Consider the following 11,394-nt stretch of genomic DNA (forward strand, 5'->3'; position numbering starts at 1 on the left):
GCAGGCCGGGGCTGCCGTGGACGTCCCCCGGTTTCACAGCATGCCGAGAAATTGCTGGAGCTCCGGTGTCTGTGGATTGGTGAACACCTGCTCCGGCGGACCGATCTCGTGCACCCGCCCCTGGTGCATGAACACCACCCGGTCGCAGACCTCGCGGGCGAAGCGCATCTCGTGGGTCACCATGAGCAGGGTCATGCCCTCATCCGCCAGCTTGCCCACCACCTGGAGCACCTCGTTCACCAGTTCCGGATCGAGCGCGGAGGTGATCTCGTCGCACAGCAAGGCGAGCGGCTGCATGGCCAGCGCCCGGGCGATGGCCACGCGCTGCTGCTGGCCGCCGGACAATTCGTCGGGATAAGCGTCGAACTTGTGGCCGAGGCCGACCTGATCGAGCCGCAGGCGCGCCTCCGCCTCGGCGTCCTTGGCCGACACCCTTTTGACCACCATGGGCGAGAGCATCACGTTGCGCCCCGCCGTGAGGTGCGGAAACAGGTTGAACGACTGGAAGATCATCCCGACCTTCAGCCGCAGGGCCCGCAGGTGCGCGTCATCGGGGGCGAGGTGGGCGCCCGCCACCATGATCTCGCCGTCGTCGATGGTCTCCAGGCCGTTGATGCAGCGCAGCAGCGTGGACTTGCCCGAGCCGCTCTTGCCGATGATGGCGATCACCTCTCCCGGATCCACGTCGAGATTGATGCCCTTCAGCACTTCGTTGTCGCCGAAGCGCTTGCGCACCTCAGTGATTGCGATGAGCGACATTCAGCTTCCTTTCCAGGATCTGGCTGCTCTTCGACAGCGGCCAGCACAAAGCGAAATAGACCAGGGCCGCGAGCCCATAGACCACGAAGGGCTGGAACGTGGCGTTGGTGATCATGGTGGAGGCCTTGGACAGCTCCACGAAGCCGATGATGGAGGTCAGCGCCGTGCCCTTCACCACCTGCACCGAGAAGCCCACGGTCGGCGGGACCGCGATGCGCAGGGCCTGCGGCAGCACCACGTGGCGCATCTGCTCGAAATAGGTCATGGCAAGGCTGGAGGACGCCTCCCATTGGCCGCGGGGGATGGCCTCGACGCAGCCGCGCCAGATCTCCGCCAGGAAGGCGGATGTCCACAAGGTGAGCGACAGGCCGGCGGCGAACCAGGGGGGCACGTCGAAGCCCAGCAGGGACAGGCCGAAGAAGGACAGGAACAGCTGCATCAGCAGCGGCGTGCCCTGGATCAGCTCGATATAGACCATGCTCACCCGCCGCAGCGCCGCATTGCGGCCGGTGCGGGCGAACAGCACGGCCAGCCCGACGATGCCGCCGCCGATGAAGGCGACCAGCGACAGCAGGATGGTCCATTCCGCCGCGAACAGCAGGTTGCGCAGGATGTCCCAGGTGGTGAACGGGCTCATCGCGCGGCCCTCCGGCGGGGAAACAGCAGTGTGCCCAGCGAACGCATGACCTGCCGCAGGATGAGCGCCAGCACCAGATAGAGCACGGTGGCGATGATGTAGGCCTCGAAAGCCCGGAAGGTGCGGGACTGGATGAAGTTCGCGGCGAAGGTGATGTCTTCCACCGCGATCTGCGAGCACACCGCCGAACCGAACATCACGATGACGATCTGCGAAGTGAGCGCCGGCCAGATGCGTTGCAGCGCCGGCATCAGCACCACGTGGCGGAAGGTCTGGATCCGCGTCATGGCAAGGCTCGCACCGGCCTCGAACTGGCCGCGCGGCGTCGCCTCGATGCCGGCGCGGATGATCTCGCAGCCGTAGGCGCCGAGATTGATGACCATGGCGAGGATCGCCGCCTGCATCTCGCCCAGCGAGACGCCGATGGAGGGCAGGCCGAAGAAGATGAAGAACAGCTGGATGAGGAAGGGGGTGTTGCGGATCAGCTCCACATAGAGCGTCACCGGGGGCCGCAGCCAGCGCGGGCCGAGGCTGCGCGCCCAGGCGCAGACAATGCCGAGCCCGACGCCGAGCGCGCCGCCGATCACGGTCAGCTCGACCGTGATGCCGACCCCTTTCGCAATCAGCGGGGCATAGGGGACAATCGCCCCGTAGTCGAAGACATAAGCCATGCAATCCGCGCCCTTGGGTTAGCTGCCGCAAAGGCCGGAGGGACACCCCGTCCGGCCCGCCACGCACGCGTCAGAAGGACGCCGGCAGGTCCGCGCCGAGCCACTTTTTCGAGATTGCATTCAGGCTGCCGTCCGCCTTGGCCGCGGTGAGGATGGCGTTCACCTTCTCCAGCAGCTTGGGCTCGTCCTTGTTGAGGCCCACGTAGCAGGGCGATTCCTTGATGAGGAACTTGACCTCGGGCTTGCGCGGCGGATTGCGCGCCAGGATCGCGGCAGCGGTGACATTGCCGGTGACGATCACCTTCACCTGGCCCGAGAGGAAGGCCGAGATGGTGGAATTGTTGTCCTCATAACGTTTGATCTCCGCCGTGGCGGGGGCGATCTTGGTCAACTCCATGTCCTCGTTGGCGCCGCGGGTGACACCCACGGTCAGGCCCGCCAGGTCCTCGGGCTTCGTCACCTTCACGTCGGCGGGCGCGAACGCGCCGTTGAAGAACGGCGCATAGGCGATCGAGAAGTCGATCACCTTCTCCCGGTCCGGATTCTTGCCCAGGCTGGAGATGACCAGATCCGCCTTCTTGGTCTGGAGATAGGGGATGCGGTTGGCGGAGGTGACCGGCACCAGCTCGGCCTTCACGCCCAGCTTGGCGGCGATGAGATTGGCGACGTCGATGTCATAGCCCACCGGCTTCAGGTCCGGGCCGACCGAGCCGAACGGAGGAAAATCCTGCGGCACCGCCACCTTGATGACGCCGGCCTTGAGGATGTCGTCGAGCCCCTCCGCCCTCGCCGGCGAGAACGACAGGCCGGCGGCGGCAAGAAGGCCGAAGCCGGCGAGGAGGAGGGAACGGCGGTCAAACGGCATCGAAGGCTCCGGGCGGATGATGTGCCCGTTTTCACAGCAAGGCTCATGCCAGCCGCACGATGAGCGACATCCGGCATCCCGGCGGAGAAATGCCGCATCTGTAAGCAGAATTTACACTCTTGCGCACACCTGACAGCTCTATTTTTAGGCAGATCACTCGGCCCGCCATGAGATGAGAGGGACCATGCCGCGCCCAAAGAAAAACCCCGCCGCGAGAACGCGGCGGGGTTCATCAGACCAAACCTGAGCGCCGGACGGCGCGTCAGTTCGACTGCGTGGTCTTGTTGGGGTTCGGCGGGAAGGCGGCGTTCTTGACCGTGCCTTCCAGCAGATCCTTCGCCATCTTCAGCTGGGTATCGTCCTTCGGGTCCGGCGGCACGTAGGAGGGCGAGCCGGTCTGCTCGTCGTCGCCGTTCTTCAGGTGGCCCCGCAGCGAGGCCTCGCCGCGGGTGGTGTCGCCGCCGGCGCTTTCCAGCTTGGCCTTCTGCTCGGCGGGCATGTCCTGGATGAGAACGATGTCCGGATCGATGCCCTTGGCCTGGATGGAGCGGCCCGACGGCGTGTAGTAGCGCGCCGTGGTGAGGCGCAGGGCGCCGTTGCCGCCGAGCGGGATGATGGTCTGCACCGAGCCCTTGCCGAAGCTGCGGGAGCCGAGGATGGTCGCCCGCTTGTGGTCCTGCAGCGCGCCGGCAACGATTTCCGAGGCCGAGGCGGAGCCGCCGTTGGTGAGCACGATGATGGGCTTGCCCTTCACCAGATCGCCGCCGCGGGCGTTGAAGCGCTGGGTCTCGTCCGCATTGCGGCCGCGGGTGGAGACGATCTCGCCGCGCTCCAGGAAGGCGTCGGACACCGCGATCGCCTGGTCGAGCAGGCCGCCGGGGTTGTTGCGCAGGTCGATGATGTAGCCCTTGACCTTGTCCGCGCCGATCTGGGCGGTCAGGTCCTCGATGGCCTTCTTCAGGTTGTCGTAGGTCTGCTCGTTGAACGAGGTGATGCGCACATAGCCGATGTCGCCGTCCTCGACGCGCGAGCGCACGGCCTTGATCTTGATCGTGTCGCGGACGACCTTGATGTCGATCGGCTTGTCCTGGTTCTTGCGGGCGATGGTCAGCGTGATCGGCGTGTTGACCGCGCCGCGCATCTTTTCCACCGCCTGGTTCAGCGTCAGGCCCTGGACCTGCTCGCCGTCCAGCTTGGTGATGATGTCGCCGGCCTGCACGCCGGCCTTGGCGGCGGGGGTGTCGTCGATGGGGGCGATGACCTTCACCAGGCCATCTTCCATCGTGACCTCGATGCCGAGGCCGCCGAACTCGCCGCGGGTCTGCACCTGCATGTCGCGGAAGCTCTTCGCGTCCATGTAGGAGGAGTGCGGGTCAAGGCTGGTCAGCATGCCGTTGATGGCAGCTTCGACCAGCTTGGCGTCGTCCGGCTTCTCCACGTAATCGGAGCGGATGCGCTCGAACACGTCGCCGAACAGGCTGAGCTGCCGGTAGGTGTCCGACGCGGCCGCCTCGGCGGCAGTGCCAAGAAACAGGCGCGGCTGCACGGCGGCGACGGCCACCAGTGCACCGGCCGCAACGCCAAGGAGGAAGAGAGACGTACGACGCATTATCCGCGCACCTTCTGACTGTCCGTTGCCGCCCACCAGGGAGCGGGGTCGATCGAGATTCCGTCTTTGCGGAATTCCACATACAATTGGGGCTGTCCGGAGGCCGAACCCGCCGCTGGGGCACGAGAAACGCTTCCCATGATCGCGACGGGCTCACCCGCGAGGACGAACTGGCCCAGCTCTACGGTGATCCGCTCCATGCCCGCCAGTAGAATATGGTATCCGCCGCCCGCATTGATGATCAAGAGTTGTCCATAGGAGCGGAAGGGCCCGGCATAGACTACCCAGCCATCCGCCGGCGCCGCAACCTGGGCGCCCGCGCGCGTGGCGAAGGTCATGCCCTTTTCCGCCCCGCCGAGACCGTCCGGCGTCCCGAAGTCGCGCAGGCGCACCCCGGCGACAGGCAATGGCAGCAAGCCTTTAGCCTGCACGAAGGGCCGTGCGGGGGCGATCCTGGCGGCATTGTTCAGCGCCGCCACCTCGGTCTTGCCGGGCTCCGGCGGCTTGCTCGCCGACGTCGCCTCGGCCGCGGCGCGGGCGGCGGGAGCCACCTCCGTCTCCAGCCGTGTCACGAGATCGTGCACATCGCCGGTGGTCTTGGCGACCGCGTCCGCCTGGGCTTTTTCCGCCGGCAGGTCCGCATTCCCTTCCGTGACCCGCTTCTGGCGCTCCGTCACATAAGCCGACAGGCGGCGGCGGTCCTCCTCCATGGAGGTGCGCAGGCCAGTGAGCGTATCGCGGGCAGTCGCAAGGTCCGTGCGCAGGCGGGACAGGTCGGCCAGATCCGCCGCCAGGGTTTCCGCCTCCACCCGCATTTCCGGCAGCAGCGCGCCGAGCAGGATGGCGGAGCGCACCGCATCCAGCGCATCGTCCGGCCGCATCAGCAGGGCCGGCGGCGGATTGCGGCCCATGCGCACCAGCGCCCCCAGCACCTCTGCCAGCACGTCGCGGCGCTTGAACAGCGACGCGCGCAGCTCTGCGGCGTTGCCGTCGAGCGTGGTGATCCGCGCTTCCAGGTCGGTGATCTGCTGTTCGACGGTCCGCAGGCGCGTGGTGGTGTCCACCAGCAACTGGTTGAAGCGCGCCCGGTCGCCCTTCACCGAATCGAGCTCGGCCCGCACCTGGCTCTGGAACTCCGCCGCCCCGCGGATGTCCGCGTTCAGCGCGTCGGTGTTCACCGGCGACGCGGGCCGCGGGCGCGGCGCCGGGACGGCCGGGGCCGTTGCGGCGGGCGCGGCGGCGGCGGGCGATCTGGCGGCAGGTGGCGCCTGCGCGCGCGCGGGCGCTGCCGCGGCAACGGCCGCACAGATCGCCACTGCGCAAAGGATCGGGCCGGAACGGGCATCCATACGGTAGATCTACCCGCGCGAAGTTGAGGAGATGTAAACCATAACCAGCCGCCGCGCCCGTTCGGCCCCGCTGTTCAGGCCCGGTGGTAGGGATGCCCGGAGAGAATGGTAGTGGAGCGATAGATCTGTTCCGCCAGCATCACCCGCACCAATTGGTGGGGAAAGGTCGCCGCGCCGAACGCCAGAAGCAGGTCGGCGCGGGCCCGCACCGCCGGGGCAAGGCCGTCGGCGCCGCCGATGATGAAGCAGCTGGCGGATGTTCCACCATCCCGCGCGCTCCCGAGCCGCGCGGAAAAATCCTCGCTGGAGAGGCTGCGGCCGCGCGGATCGAGGCAGGCGACGCTCGCGCCGGCCGGAATGGCCGCCAGGATCGCGCTGCCCTCCTCGACCATCCGGTCATCCGGACGGCGGGCGGAGGATTCCGACAGCTCAATAGTGTCGAAGCCCGAGAGGCCGAGCGAACGTCCGCCGGCCTTGGCGCGGTCGAGATAGCGGGCCACAAGGTCCCGCTCGGCCCCAGCCTTCAGCCGGCCGACACACAGAAGAAGGACGCGCACCGCGCGTCAGGCCCGCAGGGCCAAGACGCGCGCCATCAGGCGCGCGCGGTTCCCGACCACATCTTCTCGATATTGTAGAAGCTGCGGACTTCGGGCTGGAAGACGTGGACGATGACATCGCCAGCATCGATCAGCACCCAGTCGCAGGCTGGCTGCCCCTCGACGCGGACCTGACGAACGCCGGCTGCCTTCAGCGCCTCGATGAGGTGCTCGGCGACGGCGCCCACATGCCGCTGCGAACGGCCGGAGGACACCACCATATAGTCGGCGATCGATGTCTTGCCGCGCAGGTCGATCGAGACGGTGTCCTCGGACTTGTCGTCTTCGAGCCGGGCGAGAACGAGTGCGAGAATCTCCTCGGCGTCAATCGGCGCCTTCGAGATCGGTGCGGCCGCCATGGTCTCTGCGGCCGCCAAGAGAGCCGTCGTGGACAGGGGTCCGGATCCTCTCAGTCAGATGAACGATCCCCTCGGGCGGACGATGTCTTACCCTGGGATCACTTTGGCAGAATGCCGCCAAATCAAGGAAATTTCAAGGGATGGTGGAGATCGTCCGTGTTTGGCGCGGTTCCTTGCGTCCGCTGGGCGGCACGGATCTCGGTGGAGGAGAGCGGGGATTTCAGTCCGTGGAGGAAAGTCCAGGCGGGCGGCGCCATGTCCGCCAGGGCTGCCGCATGCTGCTCCGGCACCCGATAGGGCGCGAGCGCATGGGAGGCCCGGGAGGAAGTGGCGCACAGGCTGTCGCCCAGCCGGTCCACCACCGCGATCGGCACCAGCCCGGCCAGCCCGCGCCAGCGCTGCCAGCGGGCGAAATGGGCGAGATTGTCGGCGCCCATGACCCAGACGAAGCGCACCCGCGGCAGGCGCTCCACCAAAGCTGAAACCGTCTCGAAGCTGTAGCGGGTGCCCAGCGTCGCCTCGACGCCGGTGACGTCGATGAGCGGGTGGTGCGCCACCCGCCGGGCGAAGGCCACACGTTCTTCGATGGATGGCAGGTCCCAATTGTCCTTCAGCGGGTTGCCGGGCGTCACCAGCCACCAGATACGGTCGAGCTGGAGGCGCTTCAGCGCCAGCAGGCTCGCCGCCCGATGGGCCGCATGGGCGGGATTGAAGGATCCACCGAACAGCCCCACCCGCATGCCCGGAGCGGTCATGGGCATGCTGACGGCGGCGCGCACGCTGATCGGCTGCATCGGCGTCCCTATCCGCGGTTCGCAACTCACGGGCGTGTCTGCCCGGCGCCGTGAACGCGGTACTTGAACGAGGTGAGTTGTTCCGCCCCCACCGGCCCGCGGGCGTGCATGCGCCCGGTGGCGATGCCGATCTCGGCACCGAAGCCGAATTCGCCGCCGTCGGCGAACTGGGTGGAGGCATTGTGCATGACGATCGCCGAATCCACCTCGCTGAGGAAGCGGTCGGCGGCGGCCGGATCGGCCGTGATGATCGAATCGGTGTGGTGGGAGCCGTGCCCCTCGATGTGGGCGATGGCGGCGGCGATGTCCGGCACCACCTTCACGGAGATGATCGCGTCCTCATATTCCGTGTCCCAGTCGGTTTCCGCGGCGGGCTTCACCCGCGGGTCCACCGCCTGGGTGGCGGCATCGCCGCGCACCTCGCAGCCGGCGTCCAGCAGCATTTCCACCAGGGGCTTCAGATGCGTGCCGGCGACCGCCTGGTCCACCAGCAGCGTCTCGGCCGCGCCGCAGATGCCGGTCCGCCGCATCTTGGCGTTGAGCAGCACGCTCTTGGCCATGTCGAGGTCGGCGGCGGCGTGGACATAGACATGCACGATGCCATCCAGATGGGCGAACACCGGCACCCGCGCCTCGCTCTGCACCCGGGCGACCAGCCCCTTGCCGCCGCGCGGCACGATGACATCGAGATTGCCGTCGAGGCCGCCGAGCATCAGGCCGACGGCGGCCCGGTCGGCGAACGGGACGAACTGCACGCAATCCGGCGACAGGCCCGCCTCGGCGAGGCCCGCCACGAAGGCGCGGTGGATGGCACCGGAGGAGTCCAGGCTGTCCGAGCCGCCGCGCAGAATCACGGCATTGCCGGCCCGCACGCAGAGCGCCGCGGCGTCCGCAGTGACGTTGGGACGGCTCTCATAGATGACGCCGATGACGCCGAGCGGCGTACGCACGCGCTCGATGACGAGTCCATTGGGGCGGGTCCAGCGCTCGGTGACCGCGCCGACCGGGTCGGGCAGGTCCGCCACCATCTCGATGCCGGCGGCGATCGCCTCGATACGCGCCTCGGTGAGGGCAAGGCGGTCCTGGAAGGCCGCGCTCATACCGTCCGCGCGGGCACGGGCCATGTCCTGGCCGTTGGCGGCGAGGATCTCCGGGGACGCAGCCCGGATACGGGCGGCGGCGGCCCGCAAGCCGGCGGTCTTCTGTTCGGCGGAAGCCAGGGCCAAGGTCCGCGCGGCCGCGCGGGCGGCGCGTCCCATCTGCGACAGGACAGCCGGCACGTCCACGGGCGCGGCGCTCGTCGCGCCTGCTGCCACGGAAAGACGGGCTGCTTGGGGCATGGCCATGGTGGAACTCTCTAAGGTTTCCTCGACCCGGCCTGTGAACAGCCGGCTGCGGCATCCTTAGCATGTGGTGTGGAAAGGTCACAGGGTCGAGCGGATTTTGTGTTTTGGCGCGCGCGACTTACTCCGCGCCGAGCGCCATGTCGTCGCGATGGACCATTTCCGCCCGCCCCGGCACGCCCAGCAGGTCCTCGATCTCGGCGGTGGAGCGGCCACGGATGCGCTCGGCATGGTCATGGTCGTAGGCCACCAGCCCGCGGCCGATCTCGCTGCCGTCCGGCCCGCGCAGCAGCACCGCATCGCCGCGCTCGAAATGCCCTTCCACGCGCACCACGCCGGCCGGCAGCAGGCTCGCGCCGCGCCGCAGGGCGGCCACCGCGCCCTCGTCCAGATGCAGCACGCCGCGCGCCTCCAGCGTCCCGGCGATCCAGGCCTTGCGCGCCCGCGCCGGTGTGCCGCCGGCGAGAAACCAGGTGCAGCGGCCACCCTCGGCGATCCGCCGCAGCGGGTTCTTCACATGCCCGGACGCGATCAGCATGTGGGTACCCGCCGAGGTGGCGATCTTGCCGGCCTCGATCTTGGTGCGCATGCCCCCGCGCGACAGTTCCGAGCCCGCCGCCCCGGCCATGCCCTCGATCTCGCCGGTGATGCGCGGCACGATGGGGATGTGGGTGGCGTTCGGGTCCTGCGCGGGCGGCGCCGTGTAGAGGCCGTCGATGTCCGACAGCAGGACCAGCAGGTCAGCGCTGGCCATGGTGGCGACGCGGGCGGCGAGGCGGTCGTTGTCGCCATAGCGGATCTCGCTGGTGGCCACCGTGTCGTTCTCGTTGATGACCGGCACGGCGCGATATTCCAGCAGCCGCGCCAGTGTGCTGCGGGCATTGAGATAGCGCCGCCGTTCCTCGGTGTCGCCCAGGGTGAGCAGCACCTGCCCGGCGGTGATGTCCTCATGACTGAGAATCTCGGCCCAGGTTCGGGCCAGCGCGATCTGGCCCACGGCCGCCGCCGCCTGGCTGTCTTCCAGCTTGAGCGGCCCGCGCGGCAAATGGAGCACCGTGCGCCCGAGCGCGATGGCGCCGGAGGACACCACCAGCACATCCGCGCCGCGCGCATGCAGCGTGCCGACGTCCTCGGCCAGGGACGTCAGCCACGGCAGGCGCACCTTGCCCCGGGCCTGATCCACGAGGAGCGCGGACCCCACCTTGATGACGATGCGGCGGAAATCGGAGAGGACGGGAGCGGCTGCGGTCACGGGTCTGGTCTTCGCTTGGGCCCGCGCCGGGCCGGGGCCATCCCCGGGCTCCGCCGCGCGCGGCATGGGCCGCTTCGATAGCCTAAGCCGGCGCGCGGGAACAGGGGCCGGAAGCGCGCGCCGGCCACGCGAAAACGCCCGGATCACTCGCGCGCGGATACGCCCCAAGCGGCGGCCCGGCTTCGCCACCGTCACTCAAGCCAATCAGCATCGGTGGTATCGCGCAGCAATACACCGATGTGTATCATTGCGGCGTCCGTTGGCCGCCGCCCGCCCAATTAATCCTGGCCGGGAATTGTATTGCTTGATTTTTCGATAATTTGGGCGGCGATGATCCGCATATATCCCACATGGAAACTGCGATCATCCGCAAGACGCTGACCTTGATTCCCGCCGGGATCGTGGCGGTTTTCGGCTTCACCTTCCTGCTGTTCTGGCTGCTGGAGCGTCGGCGTCGGCATCTCGCCATCCTCAGTTCGGCATGCCTGCTTTTCACCCTCGGGGCGTGCACGCAAATCCTGCACCTGCCACCCGGCGTCAACGCCAATGCCGTCGTATCCGCCGTTTTCTACAGCGGCTCGGTGCTGCTCACCGCGGCGGCGCTGCTCCGTCGCTATGAACGGCCGCTCCCCGCCGTCGCCTATCTGGCCGCCCTCGGCCTGATCGTCATCGCCATCGCCTATTTTTCCTACGTCCATTCCGACCTGACGCTCCGCATCTACATCCAGAACGTCTCCTACGGCGTGATCTTCACCTATGCCGCTTTGCGCCTGCGCCATCTTGCGCGCGGGCGGGGCGTGGACCGGCTTCTGTTCTGGATCCTCCTGCTGCTCGGCCTGCACTTCCTGCCGCGCACGCTGCTGACCCTCGGCCTTGCCGCGCCCCGGGGCCTAGGCTCAGGACCTATTAATTTGCCTTGAGTTGTGATTCACAGTCTCCATTGAGGAGGCTGTGATGAGCGATTTGTTCCTGCTGAGCGAAAGGCAGATGTCTCGGATCTCGCCCTTCTTTCCCTTGGCCCATGGCGTGCCGCGCGTCGATGACCGCCGGGTGGTGAGTGGCATCGTTTATGTGATCCGCAACGGGTTGCAGTGGAAGGATGCCCCCAAGGACTACGGCCCGCACAAGACGCTGTACAACCGCTTCATCCGCTGGAGCCG

Annotated in this window: 13 protein-coding genes; 2 read left to right on the plus strand and 11 right to left on the minus strand. The window is 67.8% G+C overall.

From position 1 onward, the window contains the following. Positions 1 to 33: 33 nt before the first annotated feature. From YU1_RS0119740 to proB, 11 genes are all read right to left on the minus strand, one after another. Positions 34 to 759, minus strand: a complete 726-nt coding sequence (locus YU1_RS0119740) for an amino acid ABC transporter ATP-binding protein (protein ID WP_029005557.1) — start codon at positions 757 to 759, stop codon at positions 34 to 36. Beyond that, positions 737 to 1,396: an amino acid ABC transporter permease gene (locus tag YU1_RS0119745; protein WP_029005558.1), complete on the minus strand. Its 660-nt coding sequence runs from the start codon at positions 1,394 to 1,396 to the stop codon at positions 737 to 739. Before YU1_RS0119745 ends, YU1_RS0119740 begins: the two co-directional genes overlap by 23 nt. Beyond that, positions 1,393 to 2,067 carry an amino acid ABC transporter permease gene (locus YU1_RS0119750; RefSeq protein ID WP_029005559.1) on the minus strand — a complete coding sequence of 225 codons (675 nt, stop codon included), beginning with the start codon at positions 2,065 to 2,067 and terminating at the stop codon, positions 1,393 to 1,395. The genes YU1_RS0119745 and YU1_RS0119750 overlap by 4 nt, the downstream gene beginning before the upstream one ends. A gap of 70 nt (positions 2,068 to 2,137) precedes the next feature. Then, complete coding sequence (locus YU1_RS0119755; protein WP_029005560.1) at positions 2,138 to 2,932, minus strand: transporter substrate-binding domain-containing protein; 795 nt, start codon at positions 2,930 to 2,932, stop codon at positions 2,138 to 2,140. Between the two features lie 262 nt (positions 2,933 to 3,194). Further along, positions 3,195 to 4,544: a S41 family peptidase gene (locus YU1_RS0119760; protein ID WP_029005561.1), complete on the minus strand. Its 1,350-nt coding sequence runs from the start codon at positions 4,542 to 4,544 to the stop codon at positions 3,195 to 3,197. Further along, positions 4,541 to 5,890 carry a murein hydrolase activator EnvC family protein gene (locus YU1_RS0119765; RefSeq protein WP_029005562.1) on the minus strand — a complete coding sequence of 450 codons (1,350 nt, stop codon included), beginning with the start codon at positions 5,888 to 5,890 and terminating at the stop codon, positions 4,541 to 4,543. The genes YU1_RS0119760 and YU1_RS0119765 overlap by 4 nt, the downstream gene beginning before the upstream one ends. 74 nt (positions 5,891 to 5,964) lie before the next feature. Beyond that, on the minus strand, positions 5,965 to 6,447 hold the full coding sequence (gene rlmH, locus YU1_RS0119770) for a 23S rRNA (pseudouridine(1915)-N(3))-methyltransferase RlmH (RefSeq protein WP_029005563.1): 483 nt from the start codon (positions 6,445 to 6,447) through the stop codon (positions 5,965 to 5,967). Between the two features lie 35 nt (positions 6,448 to 6,482). Next, a complete protein-coding gene (gene rsfS, locus YU1_RS0119775) occupies positions 6,483 to 6,845 on the minus strand; it encodes a ribosome silencing factor (RefSeq protein ID WP_035716014.1) in 363 nt (120 codons plus the stop codon). Between the two features lie 122 nt (positions 6,846 to 6,967). Continuing rightward, the gene (locus YU1_RS30300) at positions 6,968 to 7,639 is read right to left on the minus strand and encodes a nicotinate-nucleotide adenylyltransferase (RefSeq protein ID WP_051357053.1); all 672 of its coding nucleotides are present in this window, start codon (positions 7,637 to 7,639) and stop codon (positions 6,968 to 6,970) included. Between the two features lie 26 nt (positions 7,640 to 7,665). Beyond that, a complete protein-coding gene (locus tag YU1_RS0119785; RefSeq protein WP_051357056.1) occupies positions 7,666 to 8,979 on the minus strand; it encodes a glutamate-5-semialdehyde dehydrogenase in 1,314 nt (437 codons plus the stop codon). 124 nt (positions 8,980 to 9,103) lie between these two features. Next, on the minus strand, positions 9,104 to 10,234 hold the full coding sequence (gene proB / locus YU1_RS0119790) for a glutamate 5-kinase (RefSeq protein WP_029005566.1): 1,131 nt from the start codon (positions 10,232 to 10,234) through the stop codon (positions 9,104 to 9,106). 350 nt (positions 10,235 to 10,584) lie between these two features. Here proB and YU1_RS30305 point away from each other — a divergent pair, with 350 nt between their 5' ends. Continuing rightward, a complete protein-coding gene (locus YU1_RS30305; RefSeq protein ID WP_051357054.1) occupies positions 10,585 to 11,154 on the plus strand; it encodes a hypothetical protein in 570 nt (189 codons plus the stop codon). Positions 11,155 to 11,188: 34 nt separating this feature from the next. Then, a partial coding sequence (locus YU1_RS0119800; protein WP_156922284.1) for a transposase occupies positions 11,189 to 11,394 on the plus strand: 206 nt, incomplete at its 3' end.

The sequence above is a fragment of the Azorhizobium doebereinerae UFLA1-100 genome (assembly GCF_000473085.1).
GTDB classification, from domain to species: domain Bacteria; phylum Pseudomonadota; class Alphaproteobacteria; order Rhizobiales; family Xanthobacteraceae; genus Azorhizobium; species Azorhizobium doebereinerae.